This is a genomic window from Geodermatophilus sp. SYSU D00710, assembly GCF_054050195.1.
Map to the genome: position 1 here is coordinate 41558 of NZ_JBJGYX010000007.1, position 25680 is coordinate 67237.

24 protein-coding genes and 1 pseudogene are annotated in these 25680 nt (G+C 75.3%); 5 read left to right on the forward strand and 20 right to left on the reverse strand.

Annotation, left to right across the window (positions count from 1 at the left end; genetic code table 11):
* Positions 1-84 precede the first annotated feature (84 nt).
* Genes ACI78U_RS04915 through ACI78U_RS04925 form a run of 3 tightly spaced genes read right to left on the reverse strand, consistent with a single transcriptional unit; the run spans position 85 to position 1579 of the window.
* Positions 85-516: a DUF1772 domain-containing protein gene (locus tag ACI78U_RS04915; protein ID WP_456874178.1), complete on the reverse strand. Its 432-nt coding sequence runs from the start codon at positions 514-516 to the stop codon at positions 85-87.
* On the reverse strand, positions 513-824 hold the full coding sequence (locus ACI78U_RS04920) for a hypothetical protein (protein WP_456874179.1): 312 nt from the start codon (positions 822-824) through the stop codon (positions 513-515). The genes ACI78U_RS04915 and ACI78U_RS04920 overlap by 4 nt, the downstream gene beginning before the upstream one ends.
* Positions 821-1579, reverse strand: a complete 759-nt coding sequence (locus ACI78U_RS04925) for an SIR2 family NAD-dependent protein deacylase (protein WP_456874180.1) — start codon at positions 1577-1579, stop codon at positions 821-823. Before ACI78U_RS04925 ends, ACI78U_RS04920 begins: the two co-directional genes overlap by 4 nt.
* 185 nt (positions 1580-1764) lie before the next feature.
* On the opposite strand from ACI78U_RS04925, the gene ACI78U_RS04930 reads away from it, so the two are divergent.
* From ACI78U_RS04930 to ACI78U_RS04940, 3 genes and pseudogenes are all read left to right on the forward strand, one after another.
* Positions 1765-4614, forward strand: coding sequence for an aconitate hydratase (locus ACI78U_RS04930; RefSeq protein ID WP_456874181.1), 2850 nt, complete (start codon positions 1765-1767; stop codon positions 4612-4614).
* Positions 4614-5369 (forward strand): SDR family oxidoreductase, encoded by a 756-nt coding sequence (locus ACI78U_RS04935; protein WP_456874182.1) that lies wholly within the window; start codon positions 4614-4616, stop codon positions 5367-5369. Before ACI78U_RS04930 ends, ACI78U_RS04935 begins: the two co-directional genes overlap by 1 nt.
* Positions 5366-5941, forward strand: a pseudogene (locus ACI78U_RS04940) (sirohydrochlorin chelatase); the annotation flags it as partial. The gene ACI78U_RS04935 and the pseudogene ACI78U_RS04940, both read left to right, overlap by 4 nt.
* Positions 5942-6393: 452 nt before the next feature.
* Here the strand turns inward: ACI78U_RS04940 and ACI78U_RS04945 are convergent.
* From ACI78U_RS04945 to ACI78U_RS04975, 7 genes are all read right to left on the reverse strand, one after another.
* Positions 6394-7218 (reverse strand): sulfurtransferase, encoded by an 825-nt coding sequence (locus tag ACI78U_RS04945; RefSeq protein WP_456874183.1) that lies wholly within the window; start codon positions 7216-7218, stop codon positions 6394-6396.
* Positions 7215-7682 (reverse strand): SgcJ/EcaC family oxidoreductase, encoded by a 468-nt coding sequence (locus ACI78U_RS04950; RefSeq protein WP_456874184.1) that lies wholly within the window; start codon positions 7680-7682, stop codon positions 7215-7217. The genes ACI78U_RS04945 and ACI78U_RS04950 overlap by 4 nt, the downstream gene beginning before the upstream one ends.
* A 43-nt stretch (positions 7683-7725) precedes the next feature.
* The gene (locus ACI78U_RS04955) at positions 7726-9618 is read right to left on the reverse strand and encodes an ABC transporter ATP-binding protein (protein WP_456874185.1); all 1893 of its coding nucleotides are present in this window, start codon (positions 9616-9618) and stop codon (positions 7726-7728) included.
* 76 nt (positions 9619-9694) lie between these two features.
* Positions 9695-10468 (reverse strand): enoyl-CoA hydratase/isomerase family protein, encoded by a 774-nt coding sequence (locus ACI78U_RS04960; RefSeq protein WP_456874186.1) that lies wholly within the window; start codon positions 10466-10468, stop codon positions 9695-9697.
* Positions 10465-10695, reverse strand: a complete 231-nt coding sequence (locus tag ACI78U_RS04965; RefSeq protein WP_456874187.1) for a helix-turn-helix domain-containing protein — start codon at positions 10693-10695, stop codon at positions 10465-10467. The genes ACI78U_RS04960 and ACI78U_RS04965 overlap by 4 nt, the downstream gene beginning before the upstream one ends.
* 172 nt (positions 10696-10867) lie before the next feature.
* Positions 10868-11251 (reverse strand): MmcQ/YjbR family DNA-binding protein, encoded by a 384-nt coding sequence (locus tag ACI78U_RS04970; protein WP_456874188.1) that lies wholly within the window; start codon positions 11249-11251, stop codon positions 10868-10870.
* Between the two features lie 49 nt (positions 11252-11300).
* Positions 11301-12902, reverse strand: a complete 1602-nt coding sequence (locus ACI78U_RS04975; protein WP_456874189.1) for an ABC-F family ATP-binding cassette domain-containing protein — start codon at positions 12900-12902, stop codon at positions 11301-11303.
* 130 nt (positions 12903-13032) lie between these two features.
* On the opposite strand from ACI78U_RS04975, the gene ACI78U_RS04980 reads away from it, so the two are divergent.
* Positions 13033-15138 (forward strand): SCO7613 C-terminal domain-containing membrane protein, encoded by a 2106-nt coding sequence (locus ACI78U_RS04980; protein ID WP_456874190.1) that lies wholly within the window; start codon positions 13033-13035, stop codon positions 15136-15138.
* Positions 15139-15183: 45 nt separating this feature from the next.
* Positions 15184-17028 (forward strand): SCO7613 C-terminal domain-containing membrane protein, encoded by a 1845-nt coding sequence (locus ACI78U_RS04985; RefSeq protein WP_456874191.1) that lies wholly within the window; start codon positions 15184-15186, stop codon positions 17026-17028.
* 10 nt (positions 17029-17038) lie between these two features.
* On the opposite strand, the gene ACI78U_RS04990 is transcribed toward ACI78U_RS04985, so the two are convergent.
* The 10 genes from ACI78U_RS04990 to ACI78U_RS05035 form a co-directional block, all read right to left on the reverse strand.
* Positions 17039-18232 carry a site-2 protease family protein gene (locus ACI78U_RS04990; protein ID WP_456874192.1) on the reverse strand — a complete coding sequence of 398 codons (1194 nt, stop codon included), beginning with the start codon at positions 18230-18232 and terminating at the stop codon, positions 17039-17041.
* 75 nt (positions 18233-18307) lie between these two features.
* Positions 18308-18553 (reverse strand): hypothetical protein, encoded by a 246-nt coding sequence (locus ACI78U_RS04995; protein ID WP_456874193.1) that lies wholly within the window; start codon positions 18551-18553, stop codon positions 18308-18310.
* A gap of 182 nt (positions 18554-18735) precedes the next feature.
* Complete coding sequence (locus ACI78U_RS05000; protein ID WP_456874194.1) at positions 18736-19116, reverse strand: metal-sulfur cluster assembly factor; 381 nt, start codon at positions 19114-19116, stop codon at positions 18736-18738.
* Positions 19113-19580, reverse strand: a complete 468-nt coding sequence (sufU, locus tag ACI78U_RS05005; protein ID WP_456874195.1) for a Fe-S cluster assembly sulfur transfer protein SufU — start codon at positions 19578-19580, stop codon at positions 19113-19115. The genes ACI78U_RS05000 and sufU overlap by 4 nt, the downstream gene beginning before the upstream one ends.
* Complete coding sequence (locus ACI78U_RS05010) at positions 19580-20911, reverse strand: cysteine desulfurase (RefSeq protein WP_456874196.1); 1332 nt, start codon at positions 20909-20911, stop codon at positions 19580-19582. The genes sufU and ACI78U_RS05010 overlap by 1 nt, the downstream gene beginning before the upstream one ends.
* Complete coding sequence (gene sufC / locus ACI78U_RS05015; protein WP_456874197.1) at positions 20908-21681, reverse strand: Fe-S cluster assembly ATPase SufC; 774 nt, start codon at positions 21679-21681, stop codon at positions 20908-20910. The genes ACI78U_RS05010 and sufC overlap by 4 nt, the downstream gene beginning before the upstream one ends.
* Positions 21682-21696: 15 nt before the next feature.
* Complete coding sequence (locus tag ACI78U_RS05020) at positions 21697-22050, reverse strand: Rieske (2Fe-2S) protein (protein ID WP_456874198.1); 354 nt, start codon at positions 22048-22050, stop codon at positions 21697-21699.
* Between the two features lie 3 nt (positions 22051-22053).
* Positions 22054-23364 (reverse strand): Fe-S cluster assembly protein SufD, encoded by a 1311-nt coding sequence (gene sufD / locus ACI78U_RS05025; protein ID WP_456874199.1) that lies wholly within the window; start codon positions 23362-23364, stop codon positions 22054-22056.
* Positions 23364-24806 carry a Fe-S cluster assembly protein SufB gene (gene sufB, locus ACI78U_RS05030; RefSeq protein ID WP_456874200.1) on the reverse strand — a complete coding sequence of 481 codons (1443 nt, stop codon included), beginning with the start codon at positions 24804-24806 and terminating at the stop codon, positions 23364-23366. The genes sufD and sufB overlap by 1 nt, the downstream gene beginning before the upstream one ends.
* On the reverse strand, positions 24803-25615 hold the full coding sequence (locus ACI78U_RS05035) for a helix-turn-helix transcriptional regulator (RefSeq protein ID WP_456874201.1): 813 nt from the start codon (positions 25613-25615) through the stop codon (positions 24803-24805). Before ACI78U_RS05035 ends, sufB begins: the two co-directional genes overlap by 4 nt.
* Between the last annotated feature and the right edge of the window lie 65 nt (positions 25616-25680).

A 25680-nucleotide genomic window follows, 5' to 3' on the forward strand; every position in this document is an offset into this window, starting at 1 on the left:
GACGATCAGGTGACCTGATCGTGCAGCGTCCTCCCGCACGGTGGGCGGTGAGGGAGGACGCGCTGCGGTGAGGGAGGACGGAGGTCAGCCGTCCGTGGCCAGCACCGCCCACGCGGCGGCGACCGTGCCGGCCGTCGCCGCGACCGCCCGGACGGTGTCGGCGTGGCAGAGCCGGCGGTGCACCCCGGCGTCCCACCCGGCGGCCAGCTGCCGGTGCAGCGGGACGGCCACCAGCGCCGTCACCGCGAGCACCAGCGCGAGGCAGCCGCCGCTCGCGAGCACCGGCAGCAGCGGCGTCCCGGCCGGTCGGGCGGCCAGCAGCCACAGCGTGGTGACGGCCTGGCCGGCGAACAGCGGCCCGACGACCCACGCGATCAGCCGCTGGTGTGCCCGCTCGTACGCGGGGAACGCCTCCGGCGGCACCCGCGCGAACTGCGGGTAGACCAGCGCGCGCACGGTCCACTGGAAGCCGGCGTAGGCCGCCGTCAGCGCGAGGTGGACGACGAGGAGGGTCACCGCTTCGGCGGCTTGCCGCGCCAGGCCAGGCTCTGCGCATCGAGCTCGCACAGCAGCCGGTCGCCCTCGGTGAGCACCCGCTCGGCCAGCGCGACGGCGCCGGCGAGCTGCTCGTCGGACAGCTGCGCGAACGCGGGCGAGCGGCGGCGGTCGAGCACGTCGTACCAGCGCCCCGCCACGGCGTGGTCGAGCACGATGCGGCCGAAGCAGTGGTCGTTCCTGACCACCCAGCGGCCCTCGCGGGCCCGCCGCGGCAGCTCGCGCAGCACGAGCTCGCGGTAGCGGGCCTCGAGCTCCGCGCGGGTCACGCCGTCCCCAGCAACCGTGGCAGCGCCGTCGAGATGGGCTCCCGGACGACGAGGTCGGCCAGCCCGTCGTAGGGCGTGGGCTCGGCGTTGACGATGACGACGCGGGCCCCGTGCGCCGCGGCGACCTCCACCAGCCCGGCGACCGGGTACACCACCAGCGAGGTGCCGACGGCGAGGAAGACGTCGCAGTCGGCGGCCGCCTGCACCGCGGCGTCGAGGACCCGCTGGTCGAGGGCCTGCCCGAAGCTGACCGTCGCCGACTTGAGGATGCCGCCGCAGACCAGGCACGCGGGGTCGGGCTCGCCGGCGTCGAGCCGGGCCAGGGCGTCGTCCATCGACGTGCGGTCGCCGCAGGACAGGCACTCGACGGCGTGCACCGTGCCGTGCAGCTCGAGGACCCGGGCCGGTGCGGTGCCCGCCGCCTGGTGCAGCCCGTCGACGTTCTGGGTGAGCAGCGCGCGCAGCCGGCCCCGGCGGCCGAGGTCGGCCAGCGCGCGGTGCCCGGCGTTCGGGGCGACGTCGGCGGCGCGCATCCCCGCCCGCATGCGCCACGCCTTGCGCCGGATCTCGGGGTCGGACACGTAGTAGGACAGCGTCACGAGCTTCTCGGCGTCGGGGTCGCGGGTCCACACGCCCTGCGGCCCGCGGTAGTCGGGGATGCCGCTGTCGGTGGAGACGCCCGCACCGGTCAGCACCGTGATCCGGCGGGCGCCGGCCAGCCAGTCCGGGAGCGGGTCGGGCACGGCGCCGGTCACGCCGTCCACCGTAGGTCCGTCCTCTCCTCGTGCACGTCCGCGGAAGTGCACGGGCCACCGGCGTCGTGCGACGCAGCTCACCGGGGGGAGGAAAGGGTCGCCTGGCCAGCGGCTCGTCGGGCCGGGCTGGGATGATGGAGGGTGGCATTCAAGCCCGATGGACACGCGAGGGTGAGGCGCAAGCAGTGGCAGCCAGCAAGGACAGCTTCGGGGCCCGGTCGACGCTCAGCGTCGACGGCACCGACTACGACATCTACCGGCTCGACGCGGTCGAGGGCGCAGACCGGCTCCCCTTCAGCCTGAAGGTCCTGCTCGAGAACCTGCTGCGCACCGAGGACGGCGCGGACATCACCGCCGACCACATCCGGGCGCTGGCGAACTGGGACCCCTCGGCCGAGCCCGACCAGGAGATCCAGTTCACCCCGGCCCGCGTCGTCATGCAGGACTTCACCGGCGTCCCCTGCATCGTCGACCTCGCCACCATGCGCGAGGCCATGGCGGAGCTCGGCGGCGACCCGAACAAGATCAACCCGCTGGCGCCGGCCGAGCTGGTCATCGACCACTCGGTCATCGCCGACGTCTTCGGCACCCCGGACTCGTTCGAGCGCAACGTCGAGATCGAGTACCAGCGCAACGGCGAGCGCTACCAGTTCCTGCGCTGGGGCCAGGGCGCCTTCGACGACTTCAAGGTCGTCCCCCCGGGCATGGGCATCGTCCACCAGGTCAACATCGAGCACCTGGCCCGCGTGGTGTTCCCGCGCCAGGAGGGCGACCGCGTCGTCGCCTACCCCGACACCTGCGTGGGTACCGACTCGCACACCACGATGGTCAACGGCCTGGGCGTGCTCGGCTGGGGCGTCGGCGGCATCGAGGCCGAGGCCGCGATGCTCGGCCAGCCGGTGTCGATGCTCATCCCGCGCGTGGTCGGCTTCAAGCTCACCGGCGAGCTGCCCGAGGGCTCCACCGCCACCGACCTGGTCCTCACGATCACCGAGATGCTGCGCCAGCACGGCGTCGTCGGGAAGTTCGTCGAGTTCTACGGCGAGGGCGTCTCCGCGGTCCCGCTGGCCAACCGCGCCACGATCGGCAACATGAGCCCGGAGTTCGGCTCGACCGCGGCGATGTTCCCCATCGACGAGGAGACCATCACCTACCTGGAGCTGACCGGACGCCCGGCCGCGCAGGTGGCGCTGGTCGAGGCCTACGCCAAGGAGCAGGGCCTCTGGCACGACCCGTCGCGTGAGCCCGCCTTCTCGGAGTACCTCGAGCTGGACCTGTCCACGGTCGTCCCCTCGATCGCCGGCCCGAAGCGGCCGCAGGACCGGGTCGCGCTCACCGACGCCAAGGCCTCCTTCCGCGAGGCGCTGCCGACCTACGCGCCGGTCGACGAGATGCAGGAGGACGACGACGACGCGCCCCGCGACGCCGGCTCCAACGTCGACGAGTCGGTCGAGGAGACCTTCCCGGCCTCGGACCCGGCCAGCCCGTTCGCGCACGACAACGGCGACGCCGGCAAGCCGCACCACGTCGTCACCGGCCCGGTGGCCGACCGCGCCTCCAAGCCCACCCGCGTGGTGCTCGAGGACGGCACGGAGACCTTCGTCGACCACGGCCACGTCGTGATCGCCGCGATCACCTCCTGCACCAACACCTCCAACCCGCAGGTGATGCTCGGGGCGGCGCTGCTGGCGAAGAAGGCCGTCGAGGCGGGCCTGGAGACCAAGCCCTGGGTCAAGACGACGCTGGCGCCGGGCTCGAAGGTGGTCACCGACTACTACGAGAAGTCCGGCCTCACCCCGTACCTCGAGAAGCTCGGCTTCTTCCTGGTCGGCTACGGCTGCACCACCTGCATCGGCAACTCCGGCCCGCTGCCGGAGCCGGTGTCGGCCGCGGTCAACGAGGCCGACCTCGCCGTCGTCTCGGTGCTGTCGGGCAACCGGAACTTCGAGGGCCGGATCAACCCCGACGTCAAGATGAACTACCTGGCCAGCCCGCCGCTGGTCATCGCCTACGCACTGGCCGGGTCGATGGACGTCGACATCACCACCGAGCCGCTGGGCAAGGGCAAGGACGGGCAGGACGTGTACCTGCGCGACATCTGGCCCTCGCCGGCCGAGGTGCAGCGGGTCATCGACGAGGCGGTCTCGGCCGAGCAGTTCGGCCGCAGCTACGAGGACGTCTTCGCCGGCACCGAGCAGTGGCAGAACCTGCCCACGCCCACCGGTGACACCTTCTCGTGGGACGCCGAGAGCACCTACGTCCGCAAGCCCCCGTACTTCGAGGGCATGCAGGACCAGCCGGCCCCGGTGCAGGACATCACCGGCGCGCGGACGCTGGCGGTGCTCGGCGACTCGGTGACCACCGACCACATCTCGCCGGCCGGCTCGATCAAGGCCGACAGCCCGGCAGGGCGGTACCTGCGCGAGCACGGCGTCGAGCGCCGCGACTTCAACTCCTACGGCTCCCGCCGCGGGAACCACGAGGTCATGATCCGCGGCACCTTCGCCAACATCCGGCTGCGCAACCAGCTGGTGCCCGGCACCGAGGGCGGCGTCACCAAGAACCACATCACCGGCGAGACGACGAGCATCTACGAGGCCTCGCAGGCCTACCAGCAGGCCGGCGTCCCGCTGGTGGTGCTGGCCGGCAAGGAGTACGGCTCGGGCTCGTCGCGCGACTGGGCGGCCAAGGGGACGGCGCTGCTCGGCGTCAAGGCGGTCATCGCCGAGAGCTACGAGCGGATCCACCGCTCCAACCTCATCGGCATGGGCGTGTTGCCGCTGCAGTTCCCCGAGGGCGAGAACCGCGAGTCCCTCGGCCTGACCGGCGACGAGGAGTTCACCATCACCGGGATCACCGCCCTCAACGACGGCGAGACCCCGCGGACGGTGAAGGTGAAGGCCGAGGCATCGGACGGTCGGACGACCGAGTTCGACGCCCGCGTCCGCATCGACACCCCCGGCGAGGCGAACTACTACCGCAACGGCGGGATCATGCAGTACGTCCTGCGGTCGCTGCGCGGCTCGGCCGCCTGATGGACCTGGGCCTGGGCGGTCGCGGGTACCTGCTCACCGGCGCGAGCCGGGGACTGGGCCTCGCGACCGCCCGGGCCCTCGTCGCCGACGGGGCGCGCGTCCTCGTCAGCTCCCGGTCCGCGTCCTCGGTGGAGGCCGCCGTCGCCGAGCTGGGGGACGGCGCCTCCGGGGTGGCGGCCGACCTCGCCGACCCGGACGCCGCCGACCTGCTGGCCTCCCGCGCGCTCGAGGTGCTCGGTCGGGTCGACGGCGTCCTGGTGTCGGTGGGCGGGCCGGCGCAGGGCACCGTGCTGCAGACGCCGGAGGACGCCTGGCGTGACGCCGTCGACAGCGTGCTGCTCGGCCCGCTGCGGCTGGTCCGGGCGTTGGAGCCGCACCTTGGCGAGGGCGCGGCGATCGGCTTCGTGCTGTCGACCTCGGCGCGCCAGCCGATCGGGCACCTGGCGATCTCCAACGGCCTGCGGCCGGGCCTGGCGATGACGGCCAAGGCGCTGGCCGACGAGCTCGGTCCTCGCGGGATCCGGGTGCTGGGATTGATGCCCGGCACGATCGCCACCGACCGGATCACCGAGATCGAGGCCGCCTCCGGCGATCCCGAGCGCATGCGGGCGCAGACCGAGGCCGGCATCCCGTTGCGCCGGGTGGGCCGGCCCGAGGAGTTCGGCCGGGTGGCCGCCTTCCTGCTCTCCCCCGTCGCCTCCTACGTCACCGGCACCATGGTCGCCGTCGACGGCGGCGTGCTCCGCACCCCATGAGCTCCTGCCCGGTCCTCGTCGCCTGCGCGCACGGAACGCGCAACCCCACCGGGCGGCGGCTGGTCGCCGAGCTGGCACTGGCCGCGCGCCGGCTGCGGCCGGGCCTGGTGACGACGGCGGCCTTCGTCGACGTGCAGCCGCCCACGGTGGTCGACGTCGTGGCCGGGCTCGCCGGATCCGGGCAGCCGGCCGTCGTCGTGCCGCTGCTGCTGTCGGGCGGATACCACGTGCACGTCGACATCGCCGGCGCCGTCGCCGCGCACGACACCGCCGTCGCGGCCCGGCCGCTGGGTCCCGACCCCAGGCTGGCCGCGGTGCTGCTCGACCGGCTCGTCGAGGCCGGCGCCGACCCGCGCGACCCGCTGACCGCCGTGGTCCTCGCCGCCGCCGGGTCGAGCGACCCGCGGTCGGTGGCCGACGTCGAGGACACCGCCGACCTGCTGCAGCGCTCCTGGGCCGGGCCGGTGACCACCGGGTACGGCTCGGCCGCCCAGCCGCCGGTGGCCGACGCGGTCGCGGCCGCTCGCAGGGGCGGTGCCGAGCGGGTGGTCGTCGCCTCCTACCTGCTCGCGCCCGGCCACTTCCACGGCAAGCTCGCCGAGGCCGGCGCCGACCTGGTCACCGCTCCCCTGCTGCCCGACGAGCGCATCGCCGCCGTCCTGCTCGACCGCTACGACGCCGCCCTCGACAGCCATCAGCGCGACAGAGGCACCTGGTCAGGCCTGCCAGCCGAGCACCCGCTCACCCACGACCAGCACCAGCACGAACACGGCCGCGGCGACCACGGGGACCACCGGCGTCCACCACGAGCGTCGGGCCGCCAGGCGGACCAGCCAGACGGCGAGCGCCAGCCACAGCAGCCAGAGCGGGACCAGGACGGCGCCGGGGACCACCAGACCGCCGGCGAGGTAGAACCACCCGACGGCCAGGTGGGCGAGCCCGGCGAGGACGGCGACGACGAGCGGCCCCGTGGGGCGGGCGGTGACGGGCTGCACGGCGGCAGCATGCCAGCGCCGGCGGGTCCTCAGGCCGGATCCGGCCCCGTCGCCACCGGGCGCGACGGGTCGTTCGACCACTGCGACCACGAGCCCGGCCACAGCGCCGCCTCGATCCCGGCCTGCGCCAGCGCGGCCACCTCGTGCGCGGCGGTCACCCCCGACCCGCAGTAGACGCCGACCGTCGTCCCCGGGCGCACGCCCAGCGCGGCGAACCGGCCGGCCAGGTCGGTGCGGAACGTGCCGTCGGGCGCCAGGTTCCCCGTCGTCGGCGCGCTCACCGCACCGGGCACGTGGCCGGCCTGCGGGTCCACGGGCTCGACCTCGCCGCGGTAGCGCTCCCCCGCGCGGGCGTCGAGCAGCACCCCGCCGCCGGCCGGCAGCGCCGCGGCCTCGTCGGCGGTGAGCGTGGGCATCCCGCCCCCGGTCAGCACCACGTCGCCGGGTTCCGGGACGACGTCGCCGGTCTCGAGCGCCCCGCCCGCGGCCACCCAGGCGTCCAGGCCGCCGTCGAGCAGCCGGACGTCGGCGAGCCCGCCCCAGCGCAGCAGCCACCAGGCCCGCGCGGCGGCCAGCCCGCCGGTGGCGTCGTAGGCGACCACCTCGTCGCCGGTGCGGATCCCCCACCGCCGGGCCGCGGCCTGCAGGTCCGCCACCGACGGCAGCGGGTGCCGGCCCTCCTCGGCCGACGGCGGCGCGGCCAGCTCGGTGTCGAGGTCGGCGAAGACCGCGCCCGGCAGGTGGCCGGCGAGGTACCGCTCGCGCCCGCGGTCGTCGCCGAGCGCCCAGCGGACGTCGAGCAGCACCGGCCGGGGCCCGGCGAGCAGGTCCGCGGCACGGACCAGCACGCTCACCGGGCGGTGGCCAGCAACCCGCGCAGCTCCGCCGTCAGCGCGTCCCGGGCGTCGCGACGGCCCAGCCACGCGGCCGGGGTCGCCTGGAACAGCGTCGTCTTCCACCGGCCGCCGCCCTCGTCGACCGCCACCAGCGTGTGGATGCTGTGCAGGCCCGGGTCCACGTCGTCCTCACCCGGCGGGATCATCCCGGCGTGCGCGTGCAGCACCGCCACGCCGTCGGCCATCGCGCGCACCGAGCGGACGATGCCGACGTAGGTGGCCGTGGGGTGGCTGCCGAACACCCGCCGCAGGTCCGACGCGATCGACAGCCGCCCGCTGACCGTGGTGCCGTCGTACCCGACCATGTCGCCGTCATCGGCGAACACCGCGGCGACCGCCGCTCCGCTGCGCCGGTTCCACCCGTCGACGAAGGAGGTGTACAGCGAGCGGATCTGGGCGTCGTACGGGTGGGCGGACGTCACGGAGCTCCTCCTGGTGCAGCTGGGGCAGGAGGAACGCTAGTTGCTACGCCGCGTCGACCGTCCGACGCTCGCCGTCGGCGAACTGCGTCCGGTAGAGGTCGGCGTACCGCCCTCCGAGCGCCAGCAACTCATCGTGAGTGCCCGACTCCACGATGCGACCGTCGTCGACGACGAGGATCCGGTCCGCGCTGCGGATGGTCGACAGCCGGTGCGCGATCACCAGCGACGTCCGGCCGGCCAGCGCGGTGTCCAGCGCGTGCTGCACCGCCACCTCCGACTCGCTGTCGAGGTGCGCGGTCGCCTCGTCGAGGATGACGATCCCCGGCGCCTTGAGCAGCACCCGCGCGATGGCCAGGCGCTGCTTCTCCCCGCCGGAGAGCCGGTAGCCGCGGTCCCCGACCACCGTGTCCAGCCCGTCGGGCAGCGAGGCGACCAGGGCCGCGATCCGCGCGCCGGTCAGCGCCGACCACAGCTCCTCCTCGGTGGCGTCGGGCCGGGCGTAGAGGAGGTTGGCGCGGATGGTGTCGTGGAACAGGTGCGCGTCCTGGCTGACGACGCCGATCGCGTCGCGCAGGGAGGCCAGCGTGGCCCGCCGGACGTCGAGCCCGCCGACCCGCACCGTCCCGGCGGTCACGTCGTAGAGCCGCGGCACGAGGTTGACCACGGTGGACTTGCCCGCACCGGAGTGCCCGACGAGGGCCACCATCTGACCGGGCTCGACGCGGAACGAGACGTCGTGCAGCACCGCCGTCGGCCCGCCGTGCTCGGGCAGCGACACGTCCTCCAGGGAGGCCAGCGAGACGTCGGAGGCGGCCGGGTAGCTGAAGGAGACCGCGTCGAACTCGATCGACCGGTCGTCGGCGGGCACGGGCACCGCGTCGGGCGCCTCGGCGATCATCGGCGGCAGGTCGAGCACCTCGAACACCCGGTCGAAGCTGACCATCGCGCTCATGACGTCGACCCGCACGTTGGACAGCGCGGTCAGCGGGCCGTAGAGCCGCGACAGCAGCAGGGCGAGCGCGACGACGTCGCCCGGCGACAGCGACCCGGCGAAGGCCAGCCACCCGCCCAGGCCGTAGACCAGTGCGGTGGCCAGCGCGGCCACCAGCGTCAGCGCGGTGAAGAAGGTGCGGCCGTACATCGCCGACAGGACGCCGATGTCGCGGACCCGCGCCGCCCGCCCGCGGAAGCTCTCGGCCTCGGCGTCGGGGCGGCCGAACAGCTTGACCAGCAGCGCGCCGGCCACGTTGAACCGCTCGGTCATCGTCGCGTTCATCGACGCGTTGAGGCCGTAGGACTCCCGGGTGATCTCCTGCAGCCGGCGGCCGATGCGGCGGGCGGGCAGCACGAACAGCGGCACCATCACCAGCGACAGCAGGGTGATCTGCCACGACAGGGAGAACATGACGCCGGCGGTGAGCACCAGGCCGATGGCGTTGGAGACGACGCCGGACAGCGTCGAGGTGAACGCCTGCTGCGCCCCGACGACGTCGTTGTTGAGCCGGCTGACCAGCGCGCCGGTCTGCGTGCGGGTGAAGAACGCGACCGGCATCCGCTGCACGTGCTCGAACACCCGGGCGCGCAGGTCGTAGATCACGCCCTCGCCGATGCGCGCGGAGTACCAGCGCGTGGCCAGCGAGATGGCGGCGTCGACGACGGCGAGCCCGGCGATGAGCAGCGCGATCCGGACGACGCCGCCGGCGGTGCCGTCGAGGCGGGCGATGCGGTTGACGATGTCGCCGGCCAGCAGCGGGGTGAGCACCCCGATGACCGACGAGCCGATGACCAGCAGCAGGAACCAGGTCAGCTCCCGCCGGTAGGGGCGGGCGATGCCCAGGATGCGGCGCACCGTGCCCTTGGGCAGCTCCCGCGAGGTGACCGACGGGTCGCGGCGGAACGACCGCATGGCCGCCATGGAGGTCATGGGACTGCTCATGGCACGACCTCCTCCCGGCCGGACGGGGACCGGCCGCTGGTGGAACGGCGGCCGGTCCCCGTCTGTTCCGGTTCCCTCAGCCCCCGGCCAGCTCGGCGAGCCGGCGCGCCTGGGCGGCGCGCTCGGCGGCGTCCTGCGCCTGCGGGTCGTTGCGGACGGCGGAGCGGACCAGCGCCGCGGTCTCCCGGACCGCGCCGACCGGCGGGGCGGTGAGCGCGGCGACCAGCGTCGCGACCGCCCCGTCCAGCTCCGCCGCCGGGACGACGGCGTTGGCCAGCCCCCACGACAGCGCCTCGGCCGCGCCGACCGGCCGCCCGGTGACGCACACCTCCAGCGCCCGCGCGTACCCGACCAGCTCGGCCAGCGTGCTGGTCCCCGTCAGGTCGGGCACCAGGCCGAGGGTCGCCTCCGGCAGCCGCAGCGACGCGTCCTCGGTGAGCACCCGCAGGTCGCAGGCCAGCGCCAGCTGCGCACCGGCACCGATGGCGTGCCCCTGCACCGCGGCCACCGAGACGATCCCCGGCGAGCGCAGCCACCGGAACCCGGCCTGGTAGGACCGGATGCGCTCCTGGGCCTGTTCGGCCGGCAGCGCGCCCAGCTGACCGAGCCCACCGGGCGTCGACGGGTCGGCGCTGAACAGGCTGCGGTCCAGCCCCGCCGAGAACGAGCGGCCCGAGCCCCGCACGACGACGACGCGGACGTCGTCGTCGAGCGAGGCCCCCACCGCCGCCAGCGCCGACCAGGTGGCCGGCGTCTGCGCGTTGAGCTGGTCGGGACGGTCGAGGGTGACGGTGAGGACCACGCCGTCCCGGCTGGTGCGGACCCAGCCGTCGGTCTCGACCGCCGTCACGCGGTCTTCTTGCTGTTCCGGTTGGCACCGCCACGGCTGCGCAGCGTGGCACCGGACTCCGACAGGAGCCGGTGCACGAAGCCGTACGACCGGTTGGTGGAGCTCGCGAGCGAGCGGATGCTCTCCCCGCCGTCGTAGCGCTTCTTGAGCTCGTCCGCGAGGGACGTGCGGTCCCCGCCGGTGATCCGCTTGCCCTTGCCGAGGTCCGCCGTGCTCGAGTCGGCCATGACTCCCCTCCGTCGCCGCCGTCCGCGCCGGCCGGAGCCGGCGTGCCGGGTGCTCGTCCGCGTGGTGCCGACGTCCCCGTGACGGCGGCCTCCCCGACCGATGATCACCCAGTCGGGCGACCTCGGCCAGGCGAGGCGGGATTCAGGAGGTGGGATGCGCGGCGGACCGCCGTCAGCGGCCGCGCAGCTCCTCCCGCAGCCGGCGCGGGGCACGGCACCACCAGGCCTCGGTGATCGCCTCCTCCAGGTCCTCGACGGCGGCCCGCTCGACGTGCACGAGCACCATCGGGTGGAGTCCGTAGCCGGCGACGGTGAAGTAGACCCCGGGACGTGCCGCGACGAGAGCGTCGACCACGTCCGGGTCGGCGGTGCGCACCCCGAGCGCCGGCCCCTCGGGCGCGCGGTCCCCGAGCAGCTCCCGCTCGCCGCGGCGCAGCAGGCGCTCCCAGGCGAAGGCCCGCGCGCCCACCCGCCAGGACCGCGTGCGCCCGCTGTCGTCCTCGACGGCGCCGGGCAGGTCCAGGGCGATGCGCCGCACGTCGTCCCAGCTCGCCACCGGCCCTTCCTACCGGCCGGTCGGCCGCGCCGGTGCCGGTCGCGCCGCGTTACGCGAGCTCGACGAGGTCGGCGAGGTCCTCGCTCCAGGCGTCCTCGGTGCCGTCGGGCAGCAGGATGACCTTGTCGGGGTCCAGCGCGCGCACGGCGCCCTCGTCGTGGGTGACCAGCACGATGGCGCCGGTGTAGGTGCGCAGCGCGTCGAGGACCTGCTCGCGGCTGGCCGGGTCGAGGTTGTTGGTCGGCTCGTCGAGCAGCAGCACGTTGGCGCCGGAGACGACCAGCGTCGCCATGGCCAGCCGGGTCTTCTCACCGCCCGACAGCGTCCCGGCGCGCTGGTCGGCGGCCTCGCCGGAGAAGAGGAAGGCGCCGAGGATCCGCCGCAGCTCGGTGTCGGTGCTCTGCGGGGCGGCCGCCCGCATGTTCTCCAGCAGCGAGCGGTCGTGGTCGAGGGTCTCGTGCTCCTGCGCGTAGTAGCCGATCCGCAGCCCGTGCCCGGGCCGGACCTCACCGGTGTCGGGCACCTCGGCGCCGGCCAGCACGCGCAGCAGCGTCGTCTTGCCCGCCCCGTTCAGGCCGAGGACGACCACCCGCGCACCCCGGTCGACGGCGAGGTCGACGTCGGTGAACACCTCGAGCGAGCCGTAGCTCTTGCTCAACCCCTCCGCGGTGAGCGGCGTCCGCCCGCAGGAGGCGGGCGTGGGGAACCGCAGCCGGGCCACGCGGTCCTGCTGGCGCACCGCCTCCAGGCCCGCGGCGAGCCGCTGCGCCCGCTTGTCCATGCTCTGCGCCGCCCGGGCCTTGGTCGCCTTGGCGCGCATCTTGTCCGCCTGGGCGGTGAGCGCGTCGATCTTGCGCTCGGTGTTGGCCCGCTCCTGCCGGCGGCGCCGCTCGTCGGTCTCCCGCTGCTGCAGGTAGGCCTTCCAGCCCAGGTTGTAGACGTCGACCTCGGCGCGGTTGGCGTCGAGGTGCCACACCTTGTTGACGACGGCGTCGAGCAGCTCGACGTCGTGGCTGATGACGACCAGGCCGCCCTTGTGCGCGGCGAGGAAGCCCTTCAGCCAGGTGATCGAGTCGGCGTCGAGGTGGTTGGTGGGCTCGTCGAGCAGCAGCGTCTCGGCGTCGGAGAACAGGATGCGGGCGAGCTCCACGCGCCGCCGCTGTCCGCCGGACAGCGTGCGCAGCGGCTGGCCCATGACCCGGTCGGGCAGGCCGAGGGCGGTGCAGATGCGCGCGGCGTCGCTCTCGGCGGCGTACCCGCCGAGGGCGGCGAACCGGTCCTCGAGCCGGCCGTAGCGACGCACCGCCCGGTCGCGCTCGGCGTCGTCGGCGGGCTCGGCCATGGCCACCTGCGCCTTGACCAGGTCGGCCTTGAGGACGTCGAGGCCGCGGCCGGACAGCACCCGGTCGGTGGCGCTGGTGTCGAGGTCGCCGCTGCGCGGGTCCTGCGGCAGGTAGCCGATCTCCCCGCTCACCTCGACCGTGCCGGCGTGCGGGAGACGCTCGCCGGCGAGGGTGGTGAGGGTGGTCGTCTTGCCCGCGCCGTTGCGCCCGACCAGCCCGATGCGGTCACCGGCCTGCACGCGCAGGCTGACGTCGCTCAGGAGGATGCGGGCGCCGGCGCGCAGCTCCAGGCCGGTCGTCGAGATCACTGATCCCAGGGTAGGCGCATTCCCGCCGGAACCCGAACGGATTGCCGGGTGACGTCCACAGCAGCCGGCCGTGTCCACAGCCGGGGTGAGATCGGTTCCGCAGCCGCCCGACGCGCGTCACCATCCGGCCATGAGCACGCCGACCTGGGGACCGCCCTGTCCCGTCTGCGGCACCCCGGCCGCCCCGGGCCCCGCACCCTGCCCGACCTGCGGGCTGCCCGCCGTCGGGCAGGCCGCGACGGTGGTGGCCCGGCTGGGCGCGACCATCGACGAGTTCGTCCGCGAGCGCGACGCCCTGGTGGCCACGCTGCGCCAGGCCGCCCGGACCGCGCCGGTCGCTCCCCCCGCCCCGGCGCACGTCCCGGTCGTCGCCCGCGTGAACGCTCCGGCCGCTCCCCCGCCACCGCCTCGAGCGGTGGCGCCCGCCCGTCCGCCGCGGGCGCCGCGCCGTCGGCTGAGCCCGCAGCAGGTGCTCCTCGGGCTCGGTGCCCTGCTGGTGGTGGCCGCGTCGATCGCGTTCGTCGCGGTGGCCTGGACGCGGCTGGGGGTGACCTTCCAGGCCGTCGTCATGGGCACGGTCACGGCCGCCGCCTGTGCTGCGTCGGCCCTCGCCGCCCGGCGCGGGCTGCGGGCCACCGAGGAGGCGCTGGCCGCCGCCGGTGCCGCGCTGCTCGCCGTCGACCTCGGGGCCGCCCACGCCCTGGGCCTGGCCGGGGCCGATGCGGTCCCGGTGCGGCTGTGGAGCGGGCTGTCCTGCGTCGTCGTCGGCGGGGCCGCGCTCGCCCTCGGCCGTGCCACGCGCAGCACGGTCACCTGGCCGCTGGTCGCGCTGATGGCCGCCCAGCCGGCCGGCTGGCTCCTGCTGCCGGCCGGGATCGTCGACGGCGCCGCCGGTGTCGCGGTCCTGCTCGGCACCGCGCTGCTCGACGTCCTCGCGCTGCTGCTCCTGCGCCCGGTGCTGCAGCCGGTCGCGCAGGTCGCGGCGGCGCTGGTCGCCGGGGCCGGCGTGCTGCTGGGCGTGCCGCTGGCCTGGGACGGCGCAGCGCCGGACTCCTGGGCCGCGACCGCGGTCCTCGCCGCCGGCGCGGCCGGTGCCCTCGCGCTGCTGCGCGACCCCCGGACCGCGGCGCGCCTCCCCGAGCCGCGGGTGGTGTCGGGCCTGGCCGCCGGGATCGCCGCGGCGGCCCTCGCCGGGTCGCTGTCGGGGCTCGGGGTCGGCGGGTCGGTCGCCTCGGCCGGGCTGGGCCTGGTGCTGCTGACCGCGGCGGCCCCGCCCGGCGCATCCGCCGCGGTGCTCACCGGGCTGCTGGCCGCCGGCGGCGTCCTGGCCGGGGCCGGCGCGGCGGTGCTCGCCGACGACGGGCGGTCCGGGCCCCTGGCGCTGCTGGTGCTCGCCGCCGCGGTCCCGGCGGGGCTCGCCGCGGTGCTGCGCCCGGAGGTGCGGCCCGCCGCCACGGGCGCCGCGCTGGCCGCACCGGGCCTGGCGGTGCTGGTGGCGCTGGAGGGCGGGCTGCTCGCCCCGGTCCCCGCCGCGCTGCTGCTGGCACTGGTCGGCGCGGCGTCCTTCGCGGTCGCCGCCCTGCGCGCCGGGTCCCCGGAGGAGGCCGCCGCCGCGGTCGCCGGGACCCTCGCGGGCCTGGTGGCGGGGCTGGTCGCCGCCGACGTCGAGGCGTGGGGCCAGATGGCCGTCGACCTCGCCGTCGTGGGCGCGGCCGCCGGCTGCTACGCCGTCGTCGCCCGCCGGCAGCCGGTCGCGGTCCTGGCCGTGGCCGACCTCGTGCTCGCCGGCTGGATCGCGGCGGCCGGCGCCGACATCGGCACGCCGGAGGTCTACACGCTGCCCGCGGCCGCGGGCCTGCTGCTGCTGGCCGTCCCGGCACTGCGGGTGGGTGCCGCGTCCTGGGCCGCGGAGGGTCCCGCGGCGGCGGTCGCGCTGCTGCCCTCGGCGCTGGTCGTGGTCGCCGAGCCGACGGCGGTGCGCCTGGTCGGCGTCGTGGCCGCCGCCGCCGCGCTGACCGTGGCCGGCACGCTCACCCACCGGCAGGCGCCCTTCGTCGTGGGCGCCGGGGCGCTGGTCGTCGTGGTCCTCGGGCGGCTGGCGCCCTACGCACCACTGGTGCCGCGCTGGGTCACGCTGGCCACGGCCGGGTTGCTCCTGCTCGTCGTGGGCGCCACCTACGAGCGGCGCCGCCAACAGGCGCGGGAGGCGGTGGCCTGGGTGGCGCAGATGCGCTGAGCGGCCCCAACCTGGGGCCGTGCACCACCGAGGGGAGGGACGGCGATGACCGGCGCGCCGCTGCCGCCGCTGCCCTACTCCGTCCCGCCCGCTCCGGCCGCGGCTCCGGCTCCGCTCGAGCCGTCCCTGCCCGCGCGGTGGCGCCCGCCGCAGGTGCTGCTCGCGGTCGGCGTCGTGCTGCTGGTCGCCGTCGGACTGGCCGGACCGTCGCTGGCCGGCGCCGCCGCCCGGATCGGCGTCCTGCTGCTGGCGCTGGTCGCCGCCTGCGCGTCGGCGCTGGCCGCGCGGGCCCGGCTGCGCAGCACCGAGGAGGCCTGCGCGGCGGCCGCGGCGGCGCTCGCGCTCACCGGCGCCGCGTCCGGTGACCGTCCGCTCGACGGCGGCCCGCTGCCGGCGCTCGTCGCGGCGGGGGTGCTGGTCGGCCTGCGGGTCCTGTTCCCCCGCCCGCTGAGCTGGCCGGTGGCGGCCTGGGCGGCGGTGCAGGTGGCGGCGCTGCGCTCGCTGTCCCTGGTCCCCGACGCGGTGCCGCGGACGGCGCTGCTGCTCACCGTCGCGCTGGCGGGGCTGGGCGTCACGCTGGCCGCGCGGGGCTCGCTCGCCCGCATCGCGCTGGTCACCACCGGGCCCTGGTGGGTCGCCGGTGTCGCGGGCGGGCTGGTCACCGCCGCCACCGCCGACGGCCCGGCGCGCTGGCTGTCGGCGGGGCTCACGGTGGCCGTCGCGGCCGCGCTGCTGCCGGTGCGACTGGTCCGGGCGGTCGAGCCGCTGCTCGGCCGGCCGCGGGCGGTGCCCGTGGTGGCCGGGCTGGTCGCCGGGGGCGCGGTCGGGGCGGCGCTGTCCACCGGCGACCCGGTGTCGCTGCCGCTGGCCGGCGAGCTCGGCGTGCTGCTGGTCAGCGTCGCCGCGACCACGCTGACCGGGTGGCGGCGCGGCCTGCTGCTGCCCGCGGCCACCGCGGCCGGGAGCCTGCTGGTCCTGCTGGCGGTCGCCCAGCTCGCGCTGGCCGCCCGCTGGACGGCGCTCGTGGTCCTGCTGCTGCTCACCGCGCTCCCGGTGGCCGGGGTCGCCGTGCTGCAGCGCGACGAGCGGCCCACGGCCCTGCCCACGGCGGTCGGCTGCCTGGCCGGGGCCGCGCTGCTCGCCGTCCCGGCCGGCCTGCTGACGACCGGTGCGGCCGCCGTGGCGCTCACCGGGCTCTACGCGGTCACGCTGGCCGGCCGGCCCGCGATGGCGCCGGACGTCCGCGGCCCCACCGGCACGGTGGGCGGGGTCTGCGCCGCCGCCGCGCTGGCAGTGGTCGCCGTCGACGCCGCGTGGGCCTCCCTCGCCGCGCACCTGGCGGTGCAGGGAGCGCTCACCTGCGGCTGGGCGGCGCTGCTCACCCGCACCCCGGACGACGGCGGGCCCGAGGGCGCCGCGGCATGGCGCACCGGCGCGGCCGAGCTGGTGGCCGCGGCCTGGACCGTTGCGGCGCTGACCGGCGCGTCGGCGGTCGAGGCGTGGAGCCTGCCGGCCGCCGCCGGACTCTGGCTGGCCGCCGGTCCGCGGCTGCTCGACGGGCCGTCCTGGCCGGCCTGGGGTCCCGGGCTGGTGGTCGCCTCGGCGCCGTCCACGGTCGCCGCGGTGCTGCAGCCCGGCGCGCTGCGCCCCGTGCTGGTGCTGGTGGCGGCCGCGGCCGCCATGGCGCTGGGGGCCCGGACGGCGGTCCGCGCGCCCCTGCTCACCGGCGCGGTCACCGCGGTGGTACTGGGCGCGGGGCTGGCCGTCGTCGCGCTGCCCCTGCCGCTGGGCGGGGCGCTCCTCGTGGGCGCGGCGCTGCTCGGGATCGGCGCCCGCCGCGAGCTGCGCCCGGTGGCCGGGTTCGGTGCGCGGCTGTCGGAGATGCGCTGACCCCGGCCGCTCAGCGCGGTCCGGGCTCCGGCACCGGGGCGACGTCGGCCCCGCCACCGGCCGACGGGTAACGACCGCCGGCGGCGGCCAGGTCGGCCAGCTGCAGGGTGCGCGTGACGTCACTCGGGGACACCACCCCGACCACGCGGCCGCCGTCGAGGACCACCGCCCGCCCGTCGGTGCAGCCCTGCATCCGGCCCAGCAGGTCCAGCAGCGGCTCGTCCGGGCGGGCGGTCGGGATCTCGGCCGGCGCGCAGGCGACGTCGCGCAGCCGGGTCGTCGCCCGGGCGGCCGCCGGCACCGACCGCAGCCGGTTGAGGGTGACCAGGCCGACCAGCGCGCCGCCGCGGTCGACCAGCGGGTAGGTGCTGAAGCGGTGCACCAGCGCCACCTCGCGCAGGAACTGCTCGACCGGCTGCTCGGGGTCGGCGACCAGCACCGGGCCGCTCATCACCCGGCCGACCGGCAGCCCGCCCAGCCGCGCCGACACGTGCGCCTGCTGCTCCTCGGCGGTCGCGGCGTTGACCAGGAACAGCCCGATCAGACCCAGCCACAGCCCGCCCAGCCCCCGGCCGGTGACCAGCTGCAGGGCGCCGAGGGCGATGAGCGCGAAGCCGAAGAACCGCCCCGCGCGGGACGCCGTCACCGCCGAGGACCACGGGTCGCCGCGCCGCCACCACAGCAGCGCCCGCAGCAGCCGCCCGCCGTCGAGCGGAGCCGCCGGCACCAGGTTGAACAGGGCCAGCGACACGTTGATCACCGCGAGGTAGTCCAGGACGGCCACGGGCAGCCCGCCGGCGTCGGCGGCGCGCGCCAGCAGCGCGGCGGCCATGAACAGGCCGCCCAGGACGAGGCTGGTCAACGGGCCCACCCCGGCGATGCGGAACTCCGCCCCCGGCGTCCGCGCACCCCCGCGCAGCCGGGCCACCCCGCCGAGCAGCCACAGGGTGATGCCCTCCACCTCCACCCCGTTGCGCCGGGCCACCAGCGCGTGCGCCAGCTCGTGCGCCAGCAGCGAGGCGAGGAAGGCCACCGCGGCGGCCAGCGCGGCGGTGGCGTAGGCCAGGCCGCTGCGGCCGGGCAGCACCAGCGGGAACCGGCCCAGCGCCAGGCCGGCGGCGATGATCAGCACGATCACCAGGACACTGGCGTTCACCCCGATCCGGATGCCGGCGATCCGGCCCAGGCGGAAGGTCTCGGTCATGCGGGGCTCCTCGGACGCGCGCGGGTTCGCTGGCGCCCTACCCGGTGGGGCACCACGGACAACGTGCGCGCCGGCTCAGGGACCCAACAGCACCTCGGCGCAGACCGGGCGGTAGCCGGCGCCGAGGAACGCCCGCAGCGAGGCGGTGTCGGCCGGGGTCACCTGCGCCCACAGCGGCCCGCCCCCGGACACCAGTCCGGGAGCCGCGGCGACCAGCGCGGTCCCCGGCCCGCGGCCGCGGGCGGCGTCCAGCGAGCCGGGCTCGGCGCCCACCCGGTCGGCGAGCGCGGCGAGGAACCGGGCGCCCAGCGGCAGCGCCACCGGGACGGGGCCACGCAGCGGGCCACCCGGGCGGGGTCGACGTCGGCGGCCACGACGTGCCAGGCGGTGCCCCCGACGACGACTGCCCGCGCCCCGGAGGGCGCGGGCAGTCGTCGTGACACTCGCGTCGGCCGGCGGGGCGTCCCCGGCGGCCAGTCGGCCCAGGAGCTCGGCGAGCAGCCCTAGACCCGGAAACCGAGGGCGCGCAGCTGCTCGCGGCCGTCGTCGGTGATCTTGTCCGGGCCCCACGGCGGCATCCAGACCCAGTTGATCCGGATGTCGTCCACCAGTCCGGGGCCGGGGCCGCCGGTCAGCGCCTGGCGGGCCTGGTCCTCGATGACGTCGGTGAGCGGGCAGGCCGCCGAGGTCAGCGTCATGTCCAGGACGGCGACCTGCGACTCCCCCTCGTCGGCGACGTCGATGCCGTAGACCAGGCCGAGGTCGACGACGTTGACGCCCAGCTCGGGGTCGACGACGTCGCGCATGGCCTCCTCGACGTCCTCGATGAGCGCCGACTTGTACGGCGGGAGCTCCGGGGTGGGTTCGGCGGTGGTCTCGCTCATGCCTGTCCTCCAGTCGGTGCGGCGGCCAGCGCGCGGGCGGAGGCGTCCTTGAGGGCCATCCAGCTCATCAGCGCGCACTTGATGCGGGCGGGGTACTTCGACACCCCCGCGAAGGCGACGGCGTCCTCGAGCTCGTCCTCCAGCTTCTCGGCCACCGCCGGGTCGCCCTTGGACTGCATGAGCGTCATGAAGTGCTCGCCGGTGGCCAGCGCGTCGGTGACCGGGCGGCCGACCACGAGGTCGTACATCGCCGAGACCGACGCCTGGCTGATCGAGCAGCCCATGCCCTCGTAGGACACGTCGGCGATCGTGTCGCCGTCCAGGTGCACCCGCAGGGTCACCTCGTCCCCGCAGGTCGGGTTGACGTGGTGGACCTCGGCCTCGAACGGGTCGCGCAGGCCGCGGCCGTGCGGGTTGCGGTAGTGGTCCAGGATGATCTCCTGGTACATCGACTCGAGCTGCATCAGGCGGGTGCCTCCTCCGGCGTCACTCCGAAGAAACGCTGCGCCGCCCGCACACCTTCCACCAGCGCGTCGACGTCGTCGTAGCCGGTGTGCACGTAGAAGGTGGCCCGGGTGGTGGCCGGGACGCCGTAGCGCCGCACCACCGGCCACGCGCAGTGGTGGCCGACCCGGACGGCGATGCCGAGGTCGTCGAGGACCTGGCCGACGTCGTGCGGGTGGATGCCCTCGACGGTGAAGGACACCGCTCCCCCGCGGGCGACGGTGTCGGGCGGGCCGATCACCGTGACGCCGGGGATCGCCTGCAGCTGCCCGAGGGCGTAGGCGGTGAGCGCCTCCTCGTGGGCCTGCACGTTCGCCATGCCCAGCGCCTGCAGGTAGTCGACGGCGGCGCCGAGGCCGATGGCCTGCGCCGTCATCGGCACGCCGGCCTCGAACCGCTGCGGCGGCGGCATGAAGGTGCTGCCCTCCATGCGCACGACCTCGATCATCGAGCCGCCGGTGAGGAACGGGGGCAGCGCGTCGAGCACGTCGTAGCGGCCCCAGAGCACGCCGATGCCGGTGGGCCCGAGCATCTTGTGGCCGGAGAACACGAGGAAGTCCGCCCCCAGCGCCGCGACGTCGACCGGCTGGTGCGGCACCGACTGCGCGCCGTCGACCAGCACCAGCGCGCCGACCTCCCGCGCCCGCGCCACGATCGGCTCGAGCGGGTTGATCGTGCCCAGGATGTTCGACTGCTGGGTGACCGCGACCAGCCTGGTGCGCTCGGTGACGACGGTGTCGAGGTCGGTGAGGTCGAGCCGGCCGTCGTCGGTGAGGCCCAGCCACCGCAGCGTGGCGCCGGTGCGCTCGCACAGCTGCTGCCAGGGCACCAGGTTGGCGTGGTGCTCCATCTCGGTCACGACGATCTCGTCGCCCTGGCCGACGGCGTACCGGCGGAAGGACGGCTCCTTGGCCGTGGCGGCGTTGGACAGCGCGTAGGCGACGGTGTTGACCGCGTCGGTCGTGTTGCGGGTGAACACGACCTCCTCGACGGCGGCGCCGATGAACCCGGCGACCTTCGCCCGCGCCGCCTCGTAGAGGCCGGTGGCCTCCTCGGCGAGCTGGTGCGCGCCGCGGTGCGGGGCGGCGTTGTGGTTCTCGTAGAAGTCGCGCTCGGCGTCGAGGACGCTCCGCGGCTTCTGCGAGGTGGCCCCGGAGTCGAGGTAGACCAGCCGCTTCCCGTCGCGCACGGTGCGCGACAGGATCGGGAAGTCCGCCCGGATCGCCTCGACATCCAGGGGCAGGGGCTGCTTCTGCGCCCCGGCAGCGGGACGCGAGACGGTCGAGGTCATGCCTTCGCGGTCTCCTTCGAGCCCTTGACGTAGGCGGCGTAGCCCTCGGCCTCGAGCTTGTCGGCGAGCTCCTTGCCGCCCTCGTCGACGACCTTGCCGCCGACGAACACGTGCACGAAGTCCGGCGTGATGTAGCGCAGGATCCGCGTGTAGTGGGTGATCAGCAGGACGCCGACGTCACCCTCCTCGCGGGTGCGGTTGACGCCCTCGGAGACGACCCGCAGCGCGTCGACGTCGAGGCCGGAGTCGGTCTCGTCGAGGACGGCGATCTTCGGCTTGAGCAGCCGCATCTGCAGGATCTCGTGGCGCTTCTTCTCACCGCCGGAGAAGCCCTCGTTGACGTTGCGCTCGGCGAACGCCGGGTCCATCTCCAGCGCCGTCATCTCGTCGCGCACGTCCTTGACCCAGGTGCGCAGCTTCGGCGCCTCGCCCTTGACCGCGGTGGCCGCGGTGCGCAGGAAGTTCGACACCGAGACGCCGGGGACCTCGACCGGGTACTGCATGGCGAGGAACAGGCCGGCGCGGGCGCGCTCGTCGACGCTCATCGCGAGGACGTCCTCGCCGTCGAGGGTCACCGTGCCGCCGGTGATCGTGTACTTCGGGTGGCCGGCGATCGAGTAGGCCAGCGTGGACTTGCCCGACCCGTTGGGGCCCATGATCGCGTGCGTCTCGCCCGACCGGACGGTCAGGTCGACGCCCTTGAGGATCTCCTTGGCGTCGTCGCCCTCGCCGACCGTGACGTGCAGGTCGCGGATCTCCAGAACCGACACTTCTCTTCTCGCTCCTCAGTTGCCGGCCGCGAGCGGGAGGCTGCCGTCGGCTTCGGTGTCGACGAGCACGTCCTCCCCCTCCACGCGGACCGGGTAGACGTCGACCGGCTCGGTGGCCGGCAGGTTGGTGGGCTCGCCGGTGCGCAGGTCGAAGCAGGACCCGTGCAGCCAGCACTCGATGGTGGGGGCGCCGTCGAACTCCTCGACGTCGCCCTCGGACAGGGGGACCTCGGCGTGCGAGCAGACGTCCTGGACCGCGTAGACCTCGCCCTCGAACCGGACGACGGCGACGTCGAGGTCGGCCAGCTCCACCCGCAGCGACCCGTTCTCCGGGACGTCGGAGAGGGCGCAGACCCGCTCGAAGGCCATGGGTCAGGCCACCTCGACCGGCTGCTCGTCGAGGCCCGGCAGGGCCCCCAGGCGCGCCTCGATGGAGCGCATGATGCGGTCCTGCAGCTCGTCGACCCCGATGTGCTGGACGACGTCGGCGAAGAAGCCGCGGACCACCAGGCGGCGGGCGGTCTCGGCGTCGATGCCCCGCGAGCAGAGGTAGAACAGCTGCTCGTCGTCGAACCGGCCGGTGGCGCTGGCGTGGCCGGCGCCGACGATCTCGCCGGTCTCGATCTCCAGGTTGGGCACCGAGTCGGCGCGGGCGCCGTCGGTGAGCACCAGGTTGCGGTTGAGCTCGTAGGTGTCGGTGCCGGTGGCCGCCGGGCGGATGCGGACGTCGCCGATCCACACCGTGCGCGCGCCCTCGCCCTGCAGCGCGCCCTTGTAGAGCACGTTGCTGGTGCAGTTGGGCACCGCGTGGTCGACCCAGAGCCGGTGCTCCTGGTGCTGGGTCTCGTCGGAGAAGTAGACGCCGAACAGCTCGGCGGTCCCGCCGGGGCCGGCGTACTGCACGTTGCTGACCAGCCGCACGAGGTCGCCGCCGAGGGTGACCACGACCTGCCGGAAGTTGGCGTCGCGGCCGACGACGGCGTCGAACTGGCCGCCGTGCACCGCACCGGGCGCCCAGTCCTGGACCGAGACGACGGTGACCTGCGCGCCGTCGCCCACGAGGACGGCGACGCCGCCGCTGTACCGGGCCAGGCCCGCGTGGTCGAGGACGACGGTCGCCTCCGCGAACGCGCCCACCTCGACGACCAGCTGGCCCCAGACGACCTCGTCGGACCCGGTGCCCGACAGCCGCAGCGTGACCGGCCGGTCGGGCCGGGCCTCCGCGGCCACGCGGACGACGGCGGCGCCGCCGCTGCGCTGCCGGGTGAGCGCGGCCAGCCGGTCGACCGGCTCGGGCAGGCCCTTGAGCAGCGGGTCGTCGGCGTCGACGGAGGTCAGCTCGACGCCCTCGGGCAGGTCGGGATCCCACGCGAGGTGCGCGTCGGACGGGGCGCCGTCGAGCAGCGGGCGGATCCGGCGCATCGGGGTGAAGCGCCACGTCTCCTCGCGGCCGGTGGGCACGCCGAAGGCGTCCGGGTCGGTCGAGGTGAACCGCTCGGCCGGCGATCCGGTGGGCGCCGTCCCGCCGTGGGAGTGGGCGCCCGGGGCGGCCTGCCCGGCGGTGCCGGTGCCGGCCGCGGGGACGGCCGGCGGGCCCGCCTGGGCGCCGACGCCCTCGCCGAACAGCTCGCCGGCCAGGACGGCCGACTCGGTGGTGAGACCAGTCGTGTTCGGGTCGGTCATCAGCCGACGGCACCTTCCATCTGCAGCTCGATCAGGCGGTTGAGCTCGAGGGCGTACTCCATGGGCAGCTCGCGGGCGATCGGCTCGACGAAGCCGCGCACCACCATCGCCATCGCCTCGTCCTCGGACAGCCCGCGGCTCATCAGGTAGAAGAGCTGGTCCTCGCTGACCCGGGAGACGGTCGCCTCGTGGCCCATCGCGACGTCGTCCTCGCGGACGTCGACGTAGGGGTAGGTGTCCGACCGGCTGATCGTGTCGACCAGCAGCGCGTCGCACTTGACCGTCGACTTCGACCCGGACGCGCCCTCGTCGATCTGGACCAGGCCGCGGTAGGACGTGCGGCCCCCGCCGCGGGCCACCGACTTCGACACGATGGTCGAGGAGGTGTTCGGGGCGGCGTGCACCATCTTGGCGCCGGCGTCCTGGTGCTGGCCCTCGCCGGCGAAGGCGATGGAGAGCACCTCGCCCTTGGCGTGCTCGCCGGTCATCCAGACCGCCGGGTACTTCATGGTGACCTTGGAGCCGAGGTTGCCGTCGATCCACTCCATGGTCGCGCCCTCGTGGGCGACGGCCCGCTTGGTGACCAGGTTGTAGACGTTGTTCGACCAGTTCTGGATGGTCGTGTACCGGCAGCGGGCGTTCTTCTTGACGATGATCTCGACGACCGCGGAGTGCAGCGAGTCCGACTTGTAGATCGGCGCGGTGCAGCCCTCGACGTAGTGCACGTAGGCGCCCTCGTCGACGATGATCAGCGTCCGCTCGAACTGGCCCATGTTCTCGGTGTTGATCCGGAAGTAGGCCTGCAGCGGGATCTCGACGTGCACGCCCTTCGGCACGTAGATGAACGAGCCACCCGACCACACCGCGGTGTTGAGCGCGGCGAACTTGTTGTCGCCGGACGGGATGACCGAGCCGAAGTACTCGCGGAAGAGGTCCTCGTGCTCCTTGAGCGCGGTGTCGGTGTCGAGGAAGACGACACCCTGCTCCTCGAGGTCCTCGCGGATCTTGTGGTAGACGACCTCGGACTCGTACTGGGCCGCGACACCGGCGATCAGCCGCTGCTTCTCCGCCTCGGGGATGCCCAGCTTGTCGTAGGTGTTCTTGATGTCCTCGGGCAGCTCGTCCCACGAGGTGGCCTGCGCCTCGGTCGAGCGCACGAAGTACTTGATGTTCTGGAAGTCGATCCCGGACAGGTCCGACCCCCAGTCGGGCATCGGCTTGCGGCCGAAGAGCTTGAGCGCCTTGAGCCGGCGCTCGAGCATCCACTCGGGCTCGTTCTTGCGCGCCGAGATGTCCCGGACGACGTCCTCGTCCAGGCCGCGGCGGGCGGAGGACCCGGCGACGTCGGCGTCGGCCCAGCCGTACTGGTAGCGGCCGAGCTGCTCGATCTGCTCGTCCTGCGTCAGCGGCGTGCCGGTCACCGGCTGCTGGGTGCTGGTCATGCGGGCGTCCTCTCCCGGTCGCTCGTGGGGGTGCTGCTGGTGGTGGACGGTGCGGGGCGCGGGACCCGCGCTGCACGCTCACCGGGTACAGGGCGCGCGGGGCCCGGTGTGTTCCCCGCGCCGGTGTGAGCCCGCGCGCGTGCGGGCCCGGGGATGTGGGTGGTGCACACGCCGTCGCCGTGGGCGATGGTCGCCAGCCGCTGGACGTGCGTCCCCACCAGCCGGCCGATCACCGCCGTCTCGACCTCGCACAGCTGCGGGAACTCCGCGGCCACGTGCGCCACCGGGCAGTGGTGCTGGCACAGCTGCCCGCCGCTGGCGATCGCGGAGGCCGACGCAGCGTAGCCCTCGGCGGTCAGCGCCTCGGCGAGCGCCTGGGCGCGGTCGACCGGCGCCCCGGCGGCCCGGGCCACGGCGTCGGAGGCCCGCCGCTCCAGGCCGGCCAGCTGGGCCTCCGCGACGGCGCGGACGGCGTCGGGACCGCCCGAGGCGGCGACGTGGCGCAGCGCGGTGAGCGCGAGGTCGTCGTAGGCGTGCGCGAAGCCCGAACGACCGGCGTCGGTGAGGTGGAAGCGCCGGGCGGGCCGGCCCCGCCCCCGGTGCGCGCCCGGCGCCGCCCGCTCCTCCACGCGGCCGCGGGCGGCGAGCGCGTCGAGGTGGCGGCGCACCGCGGCGGGGCTGACGCCCAGCCGGCCGGCGAGCTCGCTGGCGGTCTGCGGGCCGTGCTCGAGCAGCAGCGCGGTCACCCGGTCGCGGGTGCGGACGTCGTCGGCCCGTCCCGTCCCCGCCGGCGCCGTGCTGGTTTCCACAACACGATTGTGACCTATTTCGGGGACCCCGCAAGCAAGGTCGCCCTAACCCACCAGGCCCTGAC

Coding starts and splice junctions, on each gene's coding strand:
- ACI78U_RS04965 (WP_456874187.1), bottom strand. CDS start 10,695: ATGGCCGACTCGAGCACGGCGGACCTCGGCAAGGGCAAGCGGATCACC.
- ACI78U_RS05000 (WP_456874194.1), bottom strand. CDS start 19,116: ATGAGCGAGACCACCGCCGAACCCACCCCGGAGCTCCCGCCGTACAAG.
- sufD (WP_456874199.1), bottom strand. CDS start 23,364: ATGACCGACCCGAACACGACTGGTCTCACCACCGAGTCGGCCGTCCTG.
- ACI78U_RS04935 (WP_456874182.1), top strand. CDS start 4,614: ATGGACCTGGGCCTGGGCGGTCGCGGGTACCTGCTCACCGGCGCGAGC.
- ACI78U_RS05020 (WP_456874198.1), bottom strand. CDS start 22,050: ATGGCCTTCGAGCGGGTCTGCGCCCTCTCCGACGTCCCGGAGAACGGG.
- ACI78U_RS04955 (WP_456874185.1), bottom strand. CDS start 9,618: ATGAGCAGTCCCATGACCTCCATGGCGGCCATGCGGTCGTTCCGCCGC.
- ACI78U_RS04985 (WP_456874191.1), top strand. CDS start 15,184: ATGACCGGCGCGCCGCTGCCGCCGCTGCCCTACTCCGTCCCGCCCGCT.
- ACI78U_RS04980 (WP_456874190.1), top strand. CDS start 13,033: ATGAGCACGCCGACCTGGGGACCGCCCTGTCCCGTCTGCGGCACCCCG.
- ACI78U_RS05010 (WP_456874196.1), bottom strand. CDS start 20,911: ATGACCTCGACCGTCTCGCGTCCCGCTGCCGGGGCGCAGAAGCAGCCC.
- sufB (WP_456874200.1), bottom strand. CDS start 24,806: ATGACCAGCACCCAGCAGCCGGTGACCGGCACGCCGCTGACGCAGGAC.
- sufU (WP_456874195.1), bottom strand. CDS start 19,580: ATGCAGCTCGAGTCGATGTACCAGGAGATCATCCTGGACCACTACCGC.
- ACI78U_RS04990 (WP_456874192.1), bottom strand. CDS start 18,232: ATGACCGAGACCTTCCGCCTGGGCCGGATCGCCGGCATCCGGATCGGG.